We start from the raw sequence: 17,447 nt of genomic DNA, 5'->3' as shown, positions 1-17,447 counted from the left end.
CCTATGATACCAGCCAGCGCCGCCTAAAGGTCCCTGCGCTCAAAGACCAGGGCGGCGAGGAGGGCGAAGCCCGCGGTGTAGATGAGGAGGAGGGGAAGGCCGAGCCCGGCCGCGTGGGGCCTCAGGTGGAGGTCCAGGTAGGTGGTGAGGAGGAAGGGGACGAGGGCGGGGAAGGCCACGAGAAGGCGCATGAGGAGGAGGGTGGCCACCGCCGCCAGGGCGCTTGCCGTGGTGGAGAGGAAGAGGGTGCCGTAGAGGAGGGCCAGGGAGGCGAGGGGCAAAAGCACCGCCCCCGCCAGCAGATGGGCCCGGAGGAGCTCCAGGAGGGCCGCCTTTGGGGTGAGGAGGCCCGTGCCGGCGAACCCCCCTTCCCCTAGGCCCGTGCCGCCAAAGAAGGGGCCAAGGCCGTGGGGCAGCCCCGCCACCACCCCCCCGAGGAAGCTTGCCCCCAGGAGGACGAAGGGGTAGAGGAGGAGGGCGAGAAGCTTGGCGAGGAGGAGGGCGCTCCGGGGAAGGGGGCGGAGGAGGAGGCCCTTTAGGGTGCCCTGGCTCACCTCGCTGCCCAGGGCCTCGCTCGCCGCCATGACCACCAGGAAGGGAAAGAGGAACTCCATCCCGGCGAGGAGGCTCAAGGCCACCACCTGCCAGCCCGAGGCCAGGACCAGGCCGTAGACCTCCTTGAGCCCCGGGGCCAAGGCCCAGAGGAAGGGAAGGAGGAAGGCGGCGAGGAGGCCGAGCCCCACCGAGCGCAGCCGGAAGAGCTTGAAGAGCTCCAGGAGGACGAGCCTAGGCATGCCTCACCCTTTCCTGGTAGTAGGCCTGGAGGTCAAAGCGCTGGGGGAAAAGGGCCCTCACCCGGTAGCCCTCCCGCAAAAGGGCCTGGAGGGCGGCCTCCGGCTCCCCCTCAAAGAGGATGGCCCCGCCCTGGATCCGGGCCGAGGCCACCCGGGGAAGGCTCCTGAGGAGGGCCAGGGCCCCCTCCAGGGGCTCGGCCTCGAGGCGGTAGACCTCCCGGCTTGGGAGGTCTACCTCGTCCAGGAGCCTTCCCCCGCCGAGGATCCCCACCTTTTGGGCGTACCCCGAGACCTCCCTTAGGTGGTGGGTGGAGAGGAGGACGGCGACCCCTTCCCGGGCAAGCTCCTGGAGGAGGCCGTGCACGAGCTCCACCCCCTCGGGGTCCAGACCCGAGGTGGGTTCGTCCAGGACCAGAACCTTGGGGCGGTGCAGGATGGCGGCGGCGAGGCCCAGGCGCTGCCTCTGCCCCAGGGAGTAGCGCCCCACCTTCTGGTCGGCCACGGCGAGGAGCTTAAGCCGCGCCAGCACCTCGGTGAGGCGGGCCTCCTCCTTCACCCCCGAGAGGGAAGCGTAAAGGCGCAGGTTTTCCCGCCCCGTGAGGTAGGGGTAAAAGGCGGCGGGGGCCTCCACCACCGCCCCCAGATGGCGCCGGGCACCGGGGCTCTTGTGCACGTCCTCTCCCAGGAGGAAGGCCCGCCCCTCGGTGGGAAAGGCCAGCCCCGTGACCAAGCGGATCAGGGTGGTCTTGCCCGATCCGTTGGGGCCGGCCAGGGCGTAGATCTCCCCCGGGCGCACGGAAAGGCTCACCCCCTCCAGGACGGGCTTGCGCCCGTAGCGCTTGCCGATCCCCTGTAGCCTCAGGGCCTCCATGGGTGCTATACTACCCGAGCCCCCGGTCCAGCGCGGCGGTCCGGGCGTGAACCGGGTCAGGTCCGGAAGGAAGCAGCCCTAAGCGCTCCGGGTCGGGCGCCGCTGGGAAGCCGGGGGCAGTTTATCCACAGGGTTGTCCACAGGCCCGCCCCTGCGGGCTCCCGTGGAAAAGGGGCCTCGCTCACGGGAGTTTTCCCCCCTCCTCTACCAGGGTTCCCTTCTGGACCACGCCCTTTTCCACAAGGGCCGAGACCTCCTCCGGGGAGAAGCCCGCCTCGAGGAGGACCTCCTCCGTGTGTTCTCCCAGGAGGGGCGGGGGGAGGCTTGGCCCTGCGGGGGTGCGGGAGAGGAAGCGCAGGGGGTTCGCCAGGGTGGGGGGGGTGCCCAGGAGGGGGTGGGGGAGGGTCCAGACGGCCCCCCGGGCCTCCGCCTGAGGGTCCTGGAAGGTCTCTTTGAGGTCGTTCACGGGCGCGGCGGGGACACCCGCTTCCTTGAGAAGCCTGAGCCAGAAGGCCCGGGGCTGGGTGCGGAGGACCTGGGAGAGGGCTCCTTCCACCTCCTTGCGGTGGGCCACCCGAAGGGCGTTTTTGGGAAAGCGCAGGGCGAGCTCGGGAAGCCCTACCGCTTGGCAGAGCCTCCGGAACTGTTCGTCGTTCCCCACGGCGAGGACGAGCCAGCCGTCCTCGGCGGGAAAGGCCCCGTAGGGGACGATCTGAGCGTGGGCGTTGCCGAGGCGCCTCGGGGGGGTTCCCGTGAGGAGGTAGCTCTCCCCGAGGTTCGCCAGGGCGAAGAGGCCCACGTCAAAGAGGGCGAGGTCAATGTGCTGGCCCTTTCCGCTCCTCTCCCGCTCCAGAAGGGCAGCGAGCACCGCCACCGCCCCCATCATTCCGGTCATGACGTCAATCCAGGCCACCCCCACCTTCATGGGCGGGCCCTCGGGCTCCCCGGTCACCGACATGATCCCGGTATAGCCTTGGAGGGCCGCGTCGTAGCCCGGCTCCTTGGCCCGAGGCCCGGTGTGGCCGAAGCCGGTGAGGGAGAGGTAGACCAGTCGGGGGTTCAGGCCCTTTAGGCGCTCATAGTCCAGGCCGTAGCGCTCAAGGTCCCCCGTCTTGAAGTTCTCCACCAGGACATCGGCCCTTTGGGCGAGGCGCCGCACCACCTCCTGGCCTTCGGGACGCTTCAGGTCCAGGGCCAGGCTCCGCTTGCCCCGGTTCACCGAAAGAAAGTAGGCGCTCTCCCCCTTCAAAAAGGGCGGTCCCCAGCCCCGGGTCTCGTCCCCCCAAGGGGGCTCCACCTTGACCACCTCGGCCCCCAGGTCGGCCAGGATGAGGGTGCAGAGGGGGCCGGCGAGAACGCGAGAGAGGTCCAGGACCTTGATGCCAGAAAGGGGCTTCACAAGGGCATCTTAACCCCCTTTCCTTCAAGGGAGCTGGGCTAAGTGTCCGCACGCTGGTTTCGCAACCTGGGATGGCCAAACTCAGGCTGTAAGGAGGCCCTTTTGGGGCCCCCACCGCGGCGAAAGCCGCGGTGGGGTACGTAAAAGGAGGGTGTCCCGGCAGGAAGCCGGGGGAAAGGAGGTGAGGAAGATGCGGCGGATCCTTCTTACGCTCCTCCTGCTCGGCCTCCTTGGGCTGGCCGAGGCCCGCTACGCGGGCGGTTACTTCCTCTACGGCGGGCCCGGGGGCGAGGGTTTGCAGGTCTCCTACTACGCGGGCGGCTACTACCTCTACTAGGGGCCCGTGAGGTTCCCCGCCGAGGGCCAGGCCTCGGCGGGGTTTAGTAGAATGCCCCCGTGCGCCACCTCCTCGCCCTCCTCGCCCTTTTCTTTGCGCTCCTCCCCTTCCTCTGGATGGCCTACGCCGCCTTCATGCCCAAGGAGGCGGTGTACTCGGGGGAGCTCTTTTCCCGGGTGGGCCTCAGCTTGGAGAACGTGCGCGCCCTGGCCAAGGAGGGGTTTTGGGGGAGGCTTCTCTTTTCCCTGGGCCTTTCCTCGGGGGTGGCCCTCCTCCAGCTCCTCACCGCCCTCCTCGCCGCCTACGCCCTCCGGGCGGGGCTTGGGCTTCTCCCCTTCTACCTGGTCCTCATGGCCGTCCCGGCCGAGCTCCTCTTGGTTCCCCTTTACGGCATCCTCAAACGGCTTTCCCTCCTGGAGACCCCCTGGGCCCTGGTCCTGCCCTTCGCCGCGAGCCCCTTCGTGGTCTACCTCGTCTACCAGGCCATGCGGGCCGTCCCTGAGGAGCTTCTGGAGGCGGCCAGGCTGGACGGGGCGGGGCACCGGGTCCTCCTCTTCCGCATCCTCCTCCCCCTGGTCCGGCCCAGCCTGGTGGCGGCCGGGGTGCTGGCCTTCGCTGCCCACTGGAACCTGGTCCTCTACCCCCGGGTCGTCGTTTCGGACCCCCGGTTCTGGACGGTGCAGACCTGGCTCACGGACCTCCAGCGCAAGTACCCCACGGACTGGGGCCTCCTCTCGGCGGCGGCCCTGCTCTCCGTGCTCCCCATTGCCCTCCTCTACCTCCTCTTTGAGCGGCGGGTGGTGGCCACCTTTGAGGAGGGCTTGAAGGGCTGATCCCCGAAGGGCTACCCTCGTCCCGAGGGGGCAACGGGTATGCGTGCGGTCTGGACCTTGGCGCTTCTCCTTGCGGGGTGCCTTCCGGTGGCCGTTTTGCGTTCGCCCGAGCCGGTGCGGGGAGAGGAGCTGGCCCTGGGGCTCAGCCTGATGCGGAATCCCTTTTCCAACCGGGATCGTTACCCCCTGATTCCCCTTCCCTATCTGGCCTATGCCCGGGGCGATGGGGCCCAGGAGGAGAACTTTTCCGTTCAGCTTGGCCTTCGGGCTGGGCTTAAGGCCACCTTAGCCCCGGGGGGGTGCTCCTGGGCCAGGGGGGGTTTTACCTGAGCCCCCCCCTTCACTTGGCCGTGGGGCTTCTTCCTCCGTGTACGCCCGGAGGGTACAACTTTTTCTGCGGCCCCCCTGTCCTCCTGGTGCCCCAGGCGGCTTTCGGTTATATGGGGCCGGAGGGGGGCCTCGAGGCGGGGGCTTTCGTGGGGGAAAACCTCATCATCTATCTGGCGGGGGCCCTTCGCTTCCGCCTTGAAACCGGGCCCTAAGCTGGGCCAGCCGGGCCCGAACCCGCTCCTCCCAGCCCTCCCCCTGGGCCTGGAAAAGGAGGAGGCCCTCGAGGCCCTCAGGCAGGTACCTTTGGGCGAAGCTGCCTTCCTTGTCCTCGTGGTAGTAGGCGTAGCCCTCCCCGTGGCCCAGAGCGCGGGCCAAGCCGGTGGGGGCGTTCCTCAGGTTCAGGGGAACGGGGGCCTCGGGGTGTGCCCTGGCCGCCTCCTCCGCCCGCTTCCAGGCGGCATAGAGGCTGTGGCTCTTCGGGGCCAAGGCGAGGTAGACCGTGGCCTCCACCAGGGCCAGCTCCCCTTCCGGGCTTCCTAGGGCCTCGTAGGCCTCCTTGGCGGCCACGGTGAGCCTTAGGGCCAGGGGGTCGGCGAGGCCTACGTCCTCGAGGGCCACCCGGATGAGCCTCCGGGCGAGGTACCGGGGGTCGGCCCCGCCTTTGAGGAGCCTCGCCAGGTAGTAAAGGGCGGCGTCCACGTGGCTTCCCCGCAGGGACTTGTGGAGGGCGGAGACCAGGTCGTAAAAGCGGTCCCCCTCCCGGTCCATGCCGAAGCGCTCCGCCCCCAGGGCCTCCCGCACGCTCTTTAGGTCCACCCGGCCGAAGCTTGCGGCCAGCTCTAGGGTGTTCAGGGCAAAGCGGGCATCCCCCTCGGCCGCCCTCGCCAGGAGCCTTAGGGCCTCCTCCTCGTAAGGGGTGCCGGGAAGCCCCCGGGGGTCCTCCAGGGCCCGGCGGAGGAGGGCGAGGAGGTCGGCCTCCTGGAGGGGCCTCAAGGGGAAAAAGCGGAGGCGGGAGCGGAGGGCGGGGACGAGCTCAAAGGCCGGGTTTTCCGCCGTGGCCCCGATGAGGGTGAGGAGGCCCGACTCCAGGTGGGGGAGGAGGGCGTCCTGCTGGGCCTTGTTGAAGCGGTGGACCTCGTCCAGGAGGAGGACGAGCCCCCCTCCCTCCTTGGCCCTTTCTACCGCCTGGCGCACCTCCTTAAGCCCCGCCTCCACGGCGGAAAGCCGGAGGAAGGGCCTCCCCGCCCCCTCGGCGAGGAGCCTCGCCAGGGTGGTCTTGCCCGTGCCCGGGGGGCCGAAGAGGACCATGGAAAAGAGCCTCTTCCCCTCCAGCATCCGGCGGAGAAGGCCCTGGGGGCCGGTGAGGTGGGGCTGGCCCAGGACCTCCTCCAGGTTTTGGGGCCTGAGGCGCTCCGCAAGGGGCTCCACCCCCTCATGCTAAGGCCGGCTTAAGGGGGGTTGTGGTAGCCTTGGGAGGCATGCGGGGGCTTTTCCTTCTGCCCTGGGGTCTTTGCCTGCTCGGGCTCGCCCCCCTGGCCTGGTTCGGCCCGCCGGGCCAGGTGGACCGGGGCCTCGGCCTGGTGGCGGCCGCCCTGCTCTTGGCGGGGGCGGGAAGCCTCTACTCCCGCTTTCCCCTGGCCTTTCCGGTACAGCTGGCCCTGGTGCTGGGCCTGGGGCTTCTGGCCTTCCAGCTCGCCCTCGAGGGCACCCTGCTCCTCACGGGGCTCGAGGCGCCGGGGATCGTGGCCCTGGGCGGGATCCTGGGAGCGTTGGCCTTTGGGGCCGCCTTCTTCCTCGGCACGGGGCGGGAGGCTCCCCTCCTCCCCCCCCTGCCCGGGGTGGGGAGCCTGGAGGACCTCAGGCGGATGGCGGGGGCCCTGGAGGGCCTGGCCCTGAGGCGGCCCCTGGTCCTTATCTACCTGGGCACGGAGACCCCCCCCGGGAAGCTCCAGGAGGAGCTTAGGCGGGGGGATCTGGCCTTCCGGCTTAAGACGGGGTACCTTTTGGTCCTCCAGGGAAGCCGTCCTGAGGACGCGGCGGGGCTTCTTAGGCGGCTTAAGGAGCGCTTTCCCCTTTCCACCTATGCCGTGGAGCGCTGGCGGGGGGGAAGCCTGGAGCGGGTCCTCGCCCGCCTCGAGGCCGAGGCCCTCCTCCAGTCCTGAGGCTCCGGGGCCTACACCAAGCGGCTTCGCAGCCAGCTGGAGGCGAAGTCAATGAGGTTCACCACCAGCACGATGGCGAGGATCCCGATCACCATCTGGTCGTAGTGCCCGGCGTCCATGGCCCCCTTGATGAAGAAGCCGATCCCTCCCGCTCCCACCAGCCCGAGGACGATGGACACGCGGAAGTTGATCTCAAAGCGGTAGAGGGTGTAGGACACGAAGAGGGGCAGGACCTGGGGCAGGATGGCCCAGCGGAGGACGTTGCTGCCGCTCGCTCCCACGCTCTCCAGGGCCTCAATGGGCCCCCGGTCCACGTTCTCTATGGCCTCGGAGTAGAGCTTGCCCAGGTCGGCCAGGGAGTGGATGGCCATGGCCAGCACCCCGGCGAAGGGGCCGAGCCCCACGGCCGCCACCAGGACCAGGGCCAGGATCAGGGTGTCTATCCCCCGGTCCACGTTGTAGAAGGCCCGCACCAGGTAGAAGAGGGGGCGGAGAAGGGGGCTCCGGAAGGTGAGGTTGCGCGCGGCCAGGAAGCTGGTGGGGAGGGCGAAAAGGGCGGCGAGCAGGGTGCCCACCAGGGCGATCTCCACCGTGAGGAGCATCTCGCTGGCCACGCTCTGGAGGGGATAGAGGCCGCTTTCCGGCTGGGCCAGGTTGGGGGGCCAGGCTCGGTGCAGGAAGTTCACCAGGAAGGGCCAGCCCTTGACCAGCTTGCCCAGGTCAAACTCCGTGGCGTCAAAGGCAGGAAAGACGCTCAAGGCCACCCCGGCCAGGACGAGGCCCGCGCGTAGGTCCCCGGCTTCCTGGAGGCTGGGGGACCGGAGGAGCCAGAGCCCGGACCCCGTCAGGACACCAAGGAAGAGCAGGAGGGCGGCGGCGCCGTAGCCCGGGGCCTGCGGACGGAGGAGCCGGTACCCCTCCTGGCTGACCTCCTGGGGGAGGCGTCCCTCGCCCAGGCCGGCGAGGCTCTCCACGGGTTTAAGGGGGGGCAGGCCGATCTCCCGTCGTGCCTGGTTGAGCGCCTCGAGGCCCTGGTTGAAGCGCTCCACCAGGCGCCTCTCCGCGCCGGGTTCCGCGGGCAGGACCAGCTTGTAGTAGCCCTCCATCCGGGGGAAGTAGGTGTGCCCCGCGGGCGAGCTGAGCCAGAGGAAGCCCGCAAGGCCCAGAGCCCCCCCCAAGGGAAGCCAGAGCCAGGCCCGGCGCCGGTCCTGGTAGGCGAGGAGGGCGAGGGTGAGGAAGAGGGCGAGGCCCGCAAACCCCTCCATGAGGCCGGGGAGGGGCTTGAGGCGCACCAGGTGCGCCGGGCCCTGCAGGAAGGCAAGGAGGCTAAGGAGGCCTAGCCCGCCTCCCACCGCTCCCCCGAGCCCCGCTACCCGCCCCCCCAGGGGGGCGAACCCCAGGGCCAGAAGCCCCCCTAGGGGCACCAGGGCTAGGTACGGGGCGAAGGGCAGCAGGGCCAGGAGGGTGGGCCCCAGGGCCTCCCGGGAGAGGTACCCCACGGCCTGCGCCAGGGGGAAGGCGGCGCTGGCCACCAGGAGGCCTAGCCCGGCGGCCACCTGGTAGCGGCGCACCGAGCCCTGGCCCAGGCCCAGAAGGCCCGCCAGGAGGAGGCCGGCGAGGAAGAGGCCGAGGCTCATAGCGCCTCCAGGTTGCCCGCGTACACCCGGGCCTCCACCTCCGGGGTGAGGGCCTCCACGGGGCCGTCAAACACCAGATGCCCCCGGTTGAAGGCCAGGATGCGGCGAGCATAGCGCCGGGCCAGCTCCAGCACGTGGATGTTCACCAGGACAGTCACCCCTTTTTCCTCGTTGTACTCCTTGAGGATGCCCAGGATCACGTCGGAAAGCCGGGGGTCCAGGGAGGCCATGGGCTCGTCGGCCAGGATCAGCCGGGGCTCCTGGGCCAGGGCCCGGGCGATGGCCACCCGCTGCTGCTGTCCACCGGAGAGCTGGTCGGCCCGGGCCCGCTCCTTGCCCTGAAGCCCCACGCGCCGGATCTGTTCCAGGGCGATGGCCACATCCTCCTCGCGGTACAGGCCCAGAAGCCCCCGCCAGGTGGGGAGGTAGCCCAGGCGACCGTGGAGGACGTTTTCCAAGACGGTGAGCCGCTGGACCAGGTTGAACTGCTGAAAGATGAAGCCCACCTGGCGGCGGAAGGCCTGGAGGTCCTTGCGGGAGAGCCGGGTCACCTCTACCCCGCCAACCCACACCTCCCCCTCGGTGGGCTCCACCAGGCGGTTTAGGGTGCGCAGGAAGGTGCTCTTGCCTGCCCCGGAAAGGCCGAGGATGGCCACGAAGTCGCCCTCGGGTATGGAAACGGTTACCCCGGAAAGGGCACGCGTCCCGTCGGGGTAGACCTTGCTTAGGCGCCTCACCTCAATCATGGGAGGGCCCAAAGGACCTCAGGGCGGCCCCGGGGGCCTGGCCCTCACTTGTCCTGTCCGGAGATGCGCCGGGCCTCCCGCACCACATCGTAGTCCGCGTCCTTGGCGGGGACCATGTAGTCAATGCGGTACAGGTTTTGCAGGAGCTTGCAGTTCGGGGCCTTGCACCGCTGGATGGCGGCGGCGATTCCTCGGGCCAGGTTGGGGTACTTGGCCAGGAAGTCCTTGGCCACGGAGAAGGTGTCCCCGGGGATGGGCTTGGAGTAGAAGATGGCCGTGATCTGCCGGGCCTCCTCCGGCTTGAGGAACTGGGTCCAGGCCCCGGACTTGTTCTTGTCGTCGTTGGCGAAGGTGGCGGCGGCGTCCACCGACCTGTTGAGGACCGCCAAGACGGCGGCGTCGTGCTTGCCGGCGAAGACCTGCTTGGCGAAGAAGGTGTCGGGGTTGATGCCCCGGCTCACCAGGGCCGCCCGGGGAAAGACGTAGCCCGCGGCGGAAAGGGGGTCCACCCAGGCGATGGTCTTGCCCTCGAGGTCCTCGATGCGCCTGTACCCCGAGTCCTTGCGCACGATGATGGCCGACCAGTAGTAGGGGTTGCCGTTGCGCACGGATTTGAGCAGGACCTCGGCCCCCGCCTCCCGGTGGGCCAGCACGTACCCGTCCGGGGGGAAGAAGGCGAACTCCAGCTTGCCCGCCTTCATGGCCTCAATGAGGCCGCGGTACTCGGTGGGCACAAAGATCTCCACCTCCACGGTGCCCCGGAACTCCTTCTCAATGTAGTCGGCGATGGCCTGGGCCGCCGCCTTGAGCTGGTCGGAGTTCTGGGTGGGGTTGAAGCCGATGCGCACCTTGACCGGGGCCTGGGCCAGGCCGAGGCCAAGGAGGGCCGCAAGCAGGAGAAGCAGGCGTTTCATCAGGAGGATTGTACACCCCTTGGCGGTTTTGGCAAGAGCCGCACCTCTGCCCGGGAAAGGCGCTTAGGATAAGGGTATGCGGGTGGCCACCTTTTCCCTGGTGGCCCGGGACCCAAAGACGGGGGACCTGGGCGTGGCCGTGGCCAGCAAGTTCCTGGCGGTGGGGGCGGTGGTGCCCTTCGCCGAGGCGGGCGTGGGGGCCCTCGCCACCCAGTCCTACGCCAACCCCCGGTTCGGGCCCCAGGGCCTCGCCCTCCTTCGCCAAGGGGCCAGCCCCCAAGGGGTCCTCGAGGCCTTCCGCCGCACCGACCCCCACCTGGAGCGGCGCCAGTTCGGCCTGGTGGCGGCCACGGGGGAGAGCCTCACCTTCACCGGGGCCGAGTGCCACCCCTGGGCCGGGGGCCTTGCGGGGGAGGGGTACGCGGCCCAGGGGAACCTCCTTGCGGGCCCTGAAGTGGTGGAGGCCATGGTGGAGGTCTTCCTCACCGCCCAAGCCCCCTTTCCCGAAAGGCTCCTCCTCGCCTTGAAGGCCGGGGAGAGGGCCGGGGGGGACAAGCGGGGAAAGCAGTCTGCCGCCCTCTTGGTGGTGGGGGAGGGGAAGGGGTACGGGGGGCTTTGGGACCGGTACCTGGACCTTCGGGTCGACGACCACCCCGAGCCCATAGACGAGCTTTTCCGCCTCCTCGCCCTCCACCGCCTCCTCTTTGAAAAGCCCAAGGAACGGCGCCCCCTCACGGAGGAGGAGGTGCGCTGGCTCCAGGGGGTCCTCCGGCGCCAGGGGCTTTACCGGGGCGAGGTGGACGGGGTCTTCGGTCCGGAGACGGAGCGGGCCTTCCTGGCCCTCATCGGCATGGAGAACCTCGAGGAGCGCTACCAGGGGGGGCCCGAGGTGGACGAGGTCACCCTGGAGTACCTCAAGGGGAGGTTCGGGTGGAGCTAGGAGCCGGGGGCGTGGTCTTTAACGCCAAGGGGGAGGTCCTCCTCCTCCGGGACCGCATGGGCTTCTGGGTCTTCCCCAAGGGGCATCCCGAGGAGGGGGAGGGCCTTCCGGAAGCGGCGGTGCGCGAGGTCTACGAGGAGACGGGGATCCGGGCGGAGGTCCTCCTTCCCCTCTTCCCCACCCGCTACGTGAACCCCAAGGGGGTGGAGCGGGTGGTCCACTGGTTCCTCATGCGGGGAGAGGGGGAGCCGAGGCTGGAGCGGGGCATGACCGGGGCGGGCTGGTTTGCCCTGGAGGAGGCCCGCGCCCTTCTCGCCTTCCCTGAGGACCTGAGGCTTCTGGAGGTGGCCCTTGAGCGTCTACCGCTTTGAGGAGAAGACCCCCAAGGTCCACCCCACCGCCTTCCTCGCCCCCGGGGCCTTCGTGGTGGGGGAGGTGGAGGTGGGGGAGGGGGCTTCCATCTGGTTTGGGGCCGTGGTACGGGGGGACCTGGAGAGGGTGGTGGTGGGGCCCGGGACCAACGTGCAGGACGGGGCCGTGCTCCACGCCGATCCCGGCTTCCCTTGCCTCCTCGAGGCCCGGGTGACCGTGGGCCACCGGGCCGTGGTCCACGGGGCGGTGGTGGAGGAGGGGGCCCTCGTGGGCATGGGGGCGGTGGTGCTGAACGGGGCCCGCATCGGGAAGGGGGCCGTGGTGGGGGCGGGGGCGGTGGTGACGGCGGGGATGGAGGTCCCGGAGGGGACGCTGGCCCTGGGGGTGCCCGCCCGGGTGGTGGGCCCCGCCAAGCCCCAAGGGAACGCCCTCCGTTACCAGGACCTGGCGGAGCGCTACCGAAAGGCCCTCTTCCCCGTGGAGCCCCCCAAGCGCTACCGCCTTACCCTTAGGGGCCAGGACGCCCTGAACCCCTTCAGCGAGGTCCACCTGCGGCTCAAGCGCACGAGGAAGGAGGCCCTGGAGGCCCTTAGGCGGGCGGCCCAGGGCTTCCCCTTGGGGCTGGAGGAGGCCTTGCCCCTCCTGGAGGAGGGGCTCCTCGCCCCGGAGTGAGGCGGGGGCCACACAGGGAAGGCCCCGGAGGGAGCACCATGGGACGCAAGATGGTGGAGATAGAGGAGACCGGCCTGGCCTTTGAAACGGATCTGGACTTGGAGCGCCTCAAGGGGCTGGCCACGGAGTGGCTCCAGGTGATTGGGGAGGACCCGGGCCGGGAGGGCCTTTTGAAGACGCCGGAGCGGGTGGCCAAGGCCTGGGCCTTTCTGACCCGGGGTTACCGCCAGGACCTGGAGGCCATCGTGAACGGGGCGGTCTTCCAGGCCGAGGGGAGCGAGATGGTGGTGGTGAAGGGCATAGAGTTCTACTCCCTCTGCGAGCACCACATGCTCCCCTTTTTTGGCCAGGTCCACATCGGCTACATCCCCAGCGAGCGGATCCTGGGCCTCTCCAAGTTCGCCCGCATCGTGGACCTCTTCGCCCGCCGTCTCCAGGTGCAGGAGAGGCTTGCGGTGCAGATCGCCGAGGCCATCCAGGAGGTCTTGAAACCCCGCGGGGTAGGGGTGGTGGTGGAGGGGGTCCACCTCTGCATGATGATGCGGGGGGTGGAGAAGCAGCACTCCCGCACCATCACCAGCGCCATGCTGGGGGTTTTCCGGGAGGACGCCAAGACCCGGGAGGAGTTCCTGAGCCACCTGAAGCCCTAAAAAAGGGCCCCTGTTCTACCTCGGAGGAGGGGGCGGCGACGGGATCTCGCACCCAGGGACGGCCATTTGGGGGGCTATTCCCTGAACCGTTACGGGGATCTCCGCGTCCCCCACGCCCTCCACGTGAAGGTGGAGGATTCCGCTTTCTGCCCCCTTGGGAACGCGGAACATTAGGGTGGCGGGGTTGGCCGCCTGGGTGATCTCCGGGGCTTCCGCCCTAAGCCCGGGCTCCGGGGGAAAGAGGGCGTAGCTTTTCCCCTGGTCCCAGTCCGCCTGGGAGCCAAAGCGGTTCCCCTTGAGGGCCATCCAATCCCCGGCCCGCACGGGGCAGCCCGCTACCACGTCGGGCTGGACCGACTGGAGGCGCAGGTCCCCCGTGGTCCGGATCCCTTGGGGCATGGAGCAGGCAGCGAGGAGAAGCAGGCTGAAAAGGGTCTTTTTCATCTCTTCCTCCTTGGAGGCCCCCGGGCAGGGTGGGGCTGCTCGGGGGCTGGGCGTCCTTACTCCGAGCAGTGTCCTGGGCCGATGAGGCCGTTATTGTACTGGTCCAGGGTGGCGGCGTAGGCCTTGGCCTGGCTGGCCTGATCGGCAGGAACGCTTCCGGGGGCGTAGCTATTGAAAAAGCTCTCGGCCCAGGCCAGGGCTGCGTCCACGGCTGGGGTGGTGCCGGCCCCGTTCAGACGATTCAGCTTGGCGGCGATGAACTGGTGGGCCAGGATGTAGTAGGCGTTTCCCCGGGGGGAGGTCCAGAGCACCCGGTAGTAGGTCTGGCCTGAGAGGTAGAAGGCGGTATCCTCGCCGATACGGGCCCAGTTGGGGTCGTAAGGGGCAGGGCCGTAGCGGGAGTGGGTCTTCCAGTAGCCCTGGGTGAGGGTGCAGCCGCCCTGGCAGGGCACGGACACCGCCACCGTGGCCGAGGCGCTTCCCTGGGTGCCGGTGGTGTTCGTGGTGAAGGTGGCGGTGTTCTCCACCCGGTACTCCCCGCAGGCCTCAAAGCGCACCCAGCGCTCAAAAAAGTACGTCTTGGAGATGATTCCCTCCGGGGTGATGTTGCTGTTGGACCCGGCGGGGGTGGCCGAGGGGTCCGCCACGTTGACGCTGCCGTCCACGACCTGTGTGGGGGCGGTGAAGCTGAAGGCCTTTTGGGCGGAGGCGGTGTTGGGGAAGGTGGTGCCGTCGGTGCCCCAGGGGACGGCTACGGTGTTGGTCCGGGCCTGCCCGTCGGGGAGGAGCTGGCTGTAGGTGCACGCCAGGCTTGCCCCTTCGGAAAGGGTGTAGGGGAAGCTCACCCCGCAACTCAGGCTCACGCTTTCCCCGGTGGAAAGGGTATCCGTGGGCGCCTTTAGCACCACGGGCCCGACCCCTGTGTTCTGGATGGTAACGGTGCCTTCCACCTTGAAGTCCGTGTCCTTGGGAGTGCCCACCAGGTCCACCGCGTACTTCACCAGGTAGGACTGCCCTGGGGCGAGGAGGAGAAACCCCGTGGCCGGGTCGGTGACGCGCTTCTTGATGGTCCAGGTGTAGGTCCGCTTGAAGCTCGGGTTGGCCGTCTTCTCCACCGTAACCGCGGGACCCGCGGCCACCTGGGGTTTCGCCCCCTGGGGACTCTGGGAGCAGGCGGCGAGGAATCCTAGTGCCAGAAAGATGCTGTACCAATGGCGCATGTCAATCCCTTCCTTTCCCAATCAGTGGTTTGCGCTCTCCGAGGGGAGGCTCAGGCCCACCTGTCCTAAGGCCTCCCCGTCGGCCAGCACCAAAAGGGTGTGTAGGCCGGGGCTTAAGGCCACCTTCCCGGTCCAGGTGTAGCCGTCCTCGCTCCTGAGGGCGAAGGACTGGCCTTCCCCCCGGAGGGCCACCTCCCTGGCCCGAAAGCGCAGGGTGAGGCGCACCTCGGGGCCCTCGAGGGCCTGGGGGCTGTAGAGGAGGCCCGGCACCACCTGGAGGAGGAGGGGAGTCTCGGCCTCTTCCCGGCCCCTGGCCCGAACCTTCAAGGCGTGGAACCCCGGGGGGAGGGGGAGGCGCACCTTGGCGGCGTAGTAGTTGCCCCCCTGGGGAAGGAGGGGTACGGGCCCGGCGGGGAGCTCCAGCCAGACCTCCTTGACCTCCCCCTGGACCAGGGCCTTGACCTCCACCTCGGCCCCGGCGATGGGGGTGGAGGGGTCCAGGGCCGCCACCAGGCTCAGGCCCTCGGCGGTGTAGGTGACCTCCACCTCCCGCTTGGGCGGCAGTACCTCCAGCCGGAGGGCAGGTGGGGGACCCTCGAGGCCTACCCGCACCTCCAGGGCCCTGGCCTCCCGGTAGCCCCCGGGCAGGTAGCGGGCATCGGGGTAGACGCGGTAGGTGCCCGGGAAGAGCCCTCCCAGGAGGGCCCTCCCTTCGGCGTCCGCCCGGGCGCACCGGGTCACGGGCCCCTGGGCGCAGACCCCGGCGTAGGGGAGCCCCCGCTCCCCCTCCTGGTCCCAGACCTCCACCGCCAGGCGGGTGGCCTGGGCGAAGGGCAGGGGCTTTTCCAGGCGGGCGTTCAGCCTCACCTCCAGGTCCTCCTCCCCCTCGAGGGCCAGGGTGGCGGGCAGGTTGGGGAAGAGGAGGCGGCCCTGGCCGGGGGCGGCGAAGAGGCGGTAACGCCCCTCGGCGTCCGTGGTCTCGCAGACCCGCCCCAGGCAGACCTTAAGGCCTGCCAGCGGGGCTTCCCCAGGGTCCAGGCGCCCGTTTAGGTTCTCGTCCCGGAAGGCCTGGCCCGCCACCTCCCCTCCCTGGCGCCCGCCGAAGAGGTCCACCACCTCCTTGGGGGTGGGGAAGGTGAGGGCCTGGGCGTAGGCCAGGGTGAGGCCGAAGCCGTGGCGGGCCTCTCCGCCCTGAAGGGTGAGGGTGTAGGAGGCCCCCAGGGCCAGGCCCGGCTCCAGGAAGTTTCTCTGGTAAAGGGCGAGGCCGAGGCGCTGGCTGGTTCCGGCCTCCAGCCGGTACTCGTAGAAGAGGCGGCTCTGCAGGGCGCCGGGCCAGAGCTGGTTCCAGGCGGCCCCGTAAAGGGTGAGGTCCTTGTCCGTCCCCCGCTTCACCAGGTACTGGCCCTCGAGGCTCCCCCCCAAGAAGGCGTAGCGCAGGAGGAGGCTGCCTTCAAGGAGGGGAGACTGCTGGCTCACGTAGCGCACGGACCCCGAAAGGCTGAGGTCGCTGGTGAAAAGGGACAGGCTTCCCTGGTAGCTTTGGCTCTCCGGGGCCTCGCCCGAAAGGGCCCGGGAGAGGCCGTAGCCCAGGCCCAGGCTCCCGGTGAAGGCGCCCGGCTGGCCGAAGACCACGCTGAGGCTCGGCGCCAGGCCGTAGCCCTGGTTCTCCCCCTGCTTTTGGTAGCTTCCCGTGAGGCTCAGGAAGGTGCCCGCCGCGGGCTGGTAGTACAGGGTCACCTGGTTCTGCCAAACCCCTGCCTGGGAGCCCAGCTGGAGGCTGGTGCTGGCCCGAAGGCCCAAGGGGTAAAGGCTCCGCGTGCCCCCGGTGAGCCCCAGGGTGTGGATGCCGGAAAAGGGGACGCCGCTATAGCTTTGCACCCACTCCACCTCCTGGGTCTGCCAGGTGAGGTTCTGGCTGAACCCGAAGGAAAGGCGGTAGACCCCCGCCGCCTGGCCCGAGAGGTCGGTGCCCAGGCCCAGGCTCAGTCCCGCCTCCAAGGGCATCCGGTAGCGGAGGCTCAGGGCGTCCTGCCGCCCCGTGGGGGTGGACTGGGTGCTGAGGCTTCCCTGCAGGTCCAGGGCCCGGTTCAGGCTCACCCCGCCCGCCCGGAAACCCAGGGCCTGGGGGCGGTAGGTCCCTTCCAGGCTTAGGCGCACGGCCTGCAGGCGGAAGCTCCCGGAGAGGCCGAACCTCCCCCCACCTCCCTGGGCCCGCGCCTCCCACCCCTCCCCCTTGAGGCTCAGGGTGAGGGTCTGGGGCGGGCGCAGGGGGTTTTCCAGGTCCCCGCTCAGGGGGTCGGGCGTGGCGGCGGCGGTCACGTAGTCGGAGAGGGCCCCAAAGAGGCTCGGGGCCACCTGGTAGCCCAGCTGCCCCTGCCATTGGCCCCGCTCCCAGGTGGCCCCCAGGGCGAGGGACAGGGCCAGGCCCAGGGTGAGCTCGGGATCCCTGCCCTGGCCGCGGCGGCCTAGGGGGTCGCGGAAGAGGACGATGACCCCTGCCTCCTTGCCGGCCTCGGCCTTCCCCTTGGGGGTGGCCCGGAGCTTCAGGTAGAAGCGGTAGCCCGCGGAGATCTGGCCCTGGGGGCTCGCCAGGACCCGCGCCACCCCGGTTTCCCCGGGGGCCAGGCTGAGGCCCGGAGGGCTGAGGAGAACCTGGGCCATGGCGGCCTCCGCCTCCAAGAGCACCTCCTCCCGTTGGTTGGAGCGGTTCGTCACGTAGACGGGGAACTCAAAGGGCCCCCCAAGCTCCACCTCGAGGGTGGCCGGGGCGGCGAGGGCGATCTCCGTACGCGGGAGCACGAGGAGCCCCACCTCGCTCCGGGCTACCTCCCGCTCCTCCTGGTAGGCCACCACCCGGGCCAGCCCCCGGGTGCCCGCGGGCAGGGAAGGCACCCGCAGGGTAAAGCTCAGGGTCTCCACCCCCCCCTCCAGCGCCGCCACCCGCTCAGTGGAGAGGGCCTGCCAGCCCTCTGGGGGCTCGAGGCGGAAGCGCACCGTGCCCCTGCCCTCCACCTGCAGGGCCAGGGTCAGGTACTCCCCCGGGGGGCCCGAAAGCTCCGGGGAAGGGAGGAAGCGCACCTGGGCCCAGGCCAGGCCCAGGAGGAGGGAGAGGGCGAGGAGGCGCAT

The 17,447-nt window shown here is 69.8% G+C and carries 18 protein-coding genes and 1 other RNA gene; 9 read left to right on the top strand and 10 right to left on the bottom strand.

All coding sequences use genetic code 11. From position 1 onward, the window contains the following. Window positions 1-23: 23 nt before the first annotated feature. Complete coding sequence (locus tag H531_RS0100900; protein WP_022797487.1) at window positions 24-794, bottom strand: DUF2705 family protein; 771 nt, start codon at window positions 792-794, stop codon at window positions 24-26. Beyond that, window positions 787-1,665: an ABC transporter ATP-binding protein gene (locus H531_RS0100895; protein WP_022797486.1), complete on the bottom strand. Its 879-nt coding sequence runs from the start codon at window positions 1,663-1,665 to the stop codon at window positions 787-789. Before H531_RS0100895 ends, H531_RS0100900 begins: the two co-directional genes overlap by 8 nt. A 19-nt stretch (window positions 1,666-1,684) precedes the next feature. Here H531_RS0100895 and ffs point away from each other — a divergent pair. Then, an RNA gene (ffs, locus tag H531_RS13750) (signal recognition particle sRNA small type) lies at window positions 1,685-1,785 on the top strand. A 61-nt stretch (window positions 1,786-1,846) separates the two neighbouring features. Here the strand turns inward: ffs and H531_RS0100890 are convergent. Beyond that, the gene (locus tag H531_RS0100890) at window positions 1,847-3,064 is read right to left on the bottom strand and encodes a CaiB/BaiF CoA transferase family protein (RefSeq protein WP_022797485.1); all 1,218 of its coding nucleotides are present in this window, start codon (window positions 3,062-3,064) and stop codon (window positions 1,847-1,849) included. A gap of 190 nt (window positions 3,065-3,254) precedes the next feature. Between H531_RS0100890 and H531_RS0100885 the strand changes: the two genes are divergently transcribed. The 3 genes from H531_RS0100885 to H531_RS12560 all read left to right on the top strand — a co-directional run bounded on the left by H531_RS0100885 (window position 3,255) and on the right by H531_RS12560 (window position 4,564). Next, the gene (locus H531_RS0100885) at window positions 3,255-3,401 is read left to right on the top strand and encodes a hypothetical protein (RefSeq protein WP_156860425.1); all 147 of its coding nucleotides are present in this window, start codon (window positions 3,255-3,257) and stop codon (window positions 3,399-3,401) included. A gap of 116 nt (window positions 3,402-3,517) precedes the next feature. Beyond that, window positions 3,518-4,234 carry a carbohydrate ABC transporter permease gene (locus H531_RS0100880; RefSeq protein WP_084521265.1) on the top strand — a complete coding sequence of 239 codons (717 nt, stop codon included), beginning with the start codon at window positions 3,518-3,520 and terminating at the stop codon, window positions 4,232-4,234. A 39-nt stretch (window positions 4,235-4,273) separates the two neighbouring features. After that, on the top strand, window positions 4,274-4,564 hold the full coding sequence (locus H531_RS12560) for a hypothetical protein (RefSeq protein ID WP_022797482.1): 291 nt from the start codon (window positions 4,274-4,276) through the stop codon (window positions 4,562-4,564). 162 nt (window positions 4,565-4,726) lie between these two features. Here the strand turns inward: H531_RS12560 and H531_RS0100870 are convergent, their stop codons facing one another. Beyond that, a complete protein-coding gene (locus H531_RS0100870; protein WP_022797480.1) occupies window positions 4,727-5,992 on the bottom strand; it encodes a replication-associated recombination protein A in 1,266 nt (421 codons plus the stop codon). Window positions 5,993-6,042: 50 nt separating this feature from the next. Between H531_RS0100870 and H531_RS0100865 the strand changes: the two genes are divergently transcribed. After that, a complete protein-coding gene (locus H531_RS0100865) occupies window positions 6,043-6,726 on the top strand; it encodes a hypothetical protein (protein ID WP_022797479.1) in 684 nt (227 codons plus the stop codon). An 11-nt stretch (window positions 6,727-6,737) separates the two neighbouring features. Here the strand turns inward: H531_RS0100865 and phnE are convergent, their stop codons facing one another. From phnE to H531_RS0100850, 3 genes are read right to left on the bottom strand one after another with little or no spacing between them, the layout of a single operon-like run. After that, window positions 6,738-8,363, bottom strand: a complete 1,626-nt coding sequence (gene phnE / locus H531_RS0100860; RefSeq protein ID WP_022797478.1) for a phosphonate ABC transporter, permease protein PhnE — start codon at window positions 8,361-8,363, stop codon at window positions 6,738-6,740. Beyond that, a complete protein-coding gene (phnC, locus tag H531_RS0100855) occupies window positions 8,360-9,109 on the bottom strand; it encodes a phosphonate ABC transporter ATP-binding protein (protein ID WP_022797477.1) in 750 nt (249 codons plus the stop codon). Before phnC ends, phnE begins: the two co-directional genes overlap by 4 nt. A 44-nt stretch (window positions 9,110-9,153) precedes the next feature. Beyond that, complete coding sequence (locus H531_RS0100850) at window positions 9,154-10,023, bottom strand: phosphate/phosphite/phosphonate ABC transporter substrate-binding protein (RefSeq protein ID WP_022797476.1); 870 nt, start codon at window positions 10,021-10,023, stop codon at window positions 9,154-9,156. A 76-nt stretch (window positions 10,024-10,099) separates the two neighbouring features. On the opposite strand from H531_RS0100850, the gene H531_RS0100845 reads away from it, so the two are divergent. The 4 genes from H531_RS0100845 to folE are packed head-to-tail and all read left to right on the top strand — an operon-like array spanning window position 10,100 to window position 12,657. Then, complete coding sequence (locus tag H531_RS0100845) at window positions 10,100-10,963, top strand: DUF1028 domain-containing protein (protein WP_022797475.1); 864 nt, start codon at window positions 10,100-10,102, stop codon at window positions 10,961-10,963. After that, entirely contained in the window at window positions 10,954-11,334 is a 381-nt protein-coding gene (locus tag H531_RS0100840) for an NUDIX hydrolase (RefSeq protein WP_022797474.1), read from the top strand. Before H531_RS0100845 ends, H531_RS0100840 begins: the two co-directional genes overlap by 10 nt. Further along, complete coding sequence (locus H531_RS0100835; protein WP_022797473.1) at window positions 11,315-12,007, top strand: gamma carbonic anhydrase family protein; 693 nt, start codon at window positions 11,315-11,317, stop codon at window positions 12,005-12,007. The genes H531_RS0100840 and H531_RS0100835 overlap by 20 nt, the downstream gene beginning before the upstream one ends. A 38-nt stretch (window positions 12,008-12,045) precedes the next feature. After that, window positions 12,046-12,657, top strand: a complete 612-nt coding sequence (gene folE, locus H531_RS0100830) for a GTP cyclohydrolase I FolE (protein ID WP_028490572.1) — start codon at window positions 12,046-12,048, stop codon at window positions 12,655-12,657. A gap of 15 nt (window positions 12,658-12,672) precedes the next feature. On the opposite strand, the gene H531_RS0100825 is transcribed toward folE, so the two are convergent. Genes H531_RS0100825 through H531_RS0100815 form a run of 3 tightly spaced genes read right to left on the bottom strand, consistent with a single transcriptional unit; the run spans window position 12,673 to window position 17,447 of the window. After that, window positions 12,673-13,101 (bottom strand): hypothetical protein, encoded by a 429-nt coding sequence (locus H531_RS0100825; protein ID WP_022797471.1) that lies wholly within the window; start codon window positions 13,099-13,101, stop codon window positions 12,673-12,675. Between the two features lie 56 nt (window positions 13,102-13,157). Continuing rightward, window positions 13,158-14,321 carry a hypothetical protein gene (locus tag H531_RS0100820; protein WP_028490571.1) on the bottom strand — a complete coding sequence of 388 codons (1,164 nt, stop codon included), beginning with the start codon at window positions 14,319-14,321 and terminating at the stop codon, window positions 13,158-13,160. 21 nt (window positions 14,322-14,342) lie between these two features. Continuing rightward, window positions 14,343-17,447 (bottom strand): COG1470 family protein, encoded by a 3,105-nt coding sequence (locus H531_RS0100815; protein ID WP_022797469.1) that lies wholly within the window; start codon window positions 17,445-17,447, stop codon window positions 14,343-14,345.

Origin of the sequence: Thermus islandicus DSM 21543 (assembly GCF_000421625.1) — a bacterium.
Classification (GTDB): Bacteria; Deinococcota; Deinococci; order Deinococcales; family Thermaceae; genus Thermus; species Thermus islandicus.
Note: the sequence above shows the minus strand (reverse complement) of the source record. Positions and strands in the feature narration are given on the sequence as shown.

Excerpts from the sequence above, each read along its gene's own strand:
- H531_RS0100880 (WP_084521265.1), top strand. The coding sequence starts at position 3,518 with ATGGCCTACGCCGCCTTCATGCCCAAGGAGGCGGTGTACTCGGGGGAG.
- H531_RS0100865 (WP_022797479.1), top strand. The coding sequence starts at position 6,043 with ATGCGGGGGCTTTTCCTTCTGCCCTGGGGTCTTTGCCTGCTCGGGCTC.
- H531_RS0100820 (WP_028490571.1), bottom strand. The coding sequence starts at position 14,321 with ATGCGCCATTGGTACAGCATCTTTCTGGCACTAGGATTCCTCGCCGCC.
- H531_RS0100845 (WP_022797475.1), top strand. The coding sequence starts at position 10,100 with ATGCGGGTGGCCACCTTTTCCCTGGTGGCCCGGGACCCAAAGACGGGG.
- H531_RS0100850 (WP_022797476.1), bottom strand. The coding sequence starts at position 10,023 with ATGAAACGCCTGCTTCTCCTGCTTGCGGCCCTCCTTGGCCTCGGCCTG.
- folE (WP_028490572.1), top strand. The coding sequence starts at position 12,046 with ATGGGACGCAAGATGGTGGAGATAGAGGAGACCGGCCTGGCCTTTGAA.
- H531_RS0100885 (WP_156860425.1), top strand. The coding sequence starts at position 3,255 with ATGCGGCGGATCCTTCTTACGCTCCTCCTGCTCGGCCTCCTTGGGCTG.
- H531_RS12560 (WP_022797482.1), top strand. The coding sequence starts at position 4,274 with ATGCGTGCGGTCTGGACCTTGGCGCTTCTCCTTGCGGGGTGCCTTCCG.
- phnE (WP_022797478.1), bottom strand. The coding sequence starts at position 8,363 with ATGAGCCTCGGCCTCTTCCTCGCCGGCCTCCTCCTGGCGGGCCTTCTG.
- phnC (WP_022797477.1), bottom strand. The coding sequence starts at position 9,109 with ATGATTGAGGTGAGGCGCCTAAGCAAGGTCTACCCCGACGGGACGCGT.
- H531_RS0100900 (WP_022797487.1), bottom strand. The coding sequence starts at position 794 with ATGCCTAGGCTCGTCCTCCTGGAGCTCTTCAAGCTCTTCCGGCTGCGC.
- H531_RS0100895 (WP_022797486.1), bottom strand. The coding sequence starts at position 1,665 with ATGGAGGCCCTGAGGCTACAGGGGATCGGCAAGCGCTACGGGCGCAAG.
- H531_RS0100815 (WP_022797469.1), bottom strand. The coding sequence starts at position 17,447 with ATGCGCCTCCTCGCCCTCTCCCTCCTCCTGGGCCTGGCCTGGGCCCAG.
- H531_RS0100825 (WP_022797471.1), bottom strand. The coding sequence starts at position 13,101 with ATGAAAAAGACCCTTTTCAGCCTGCTTCTCCTCGCTGCCTGCTCCATG.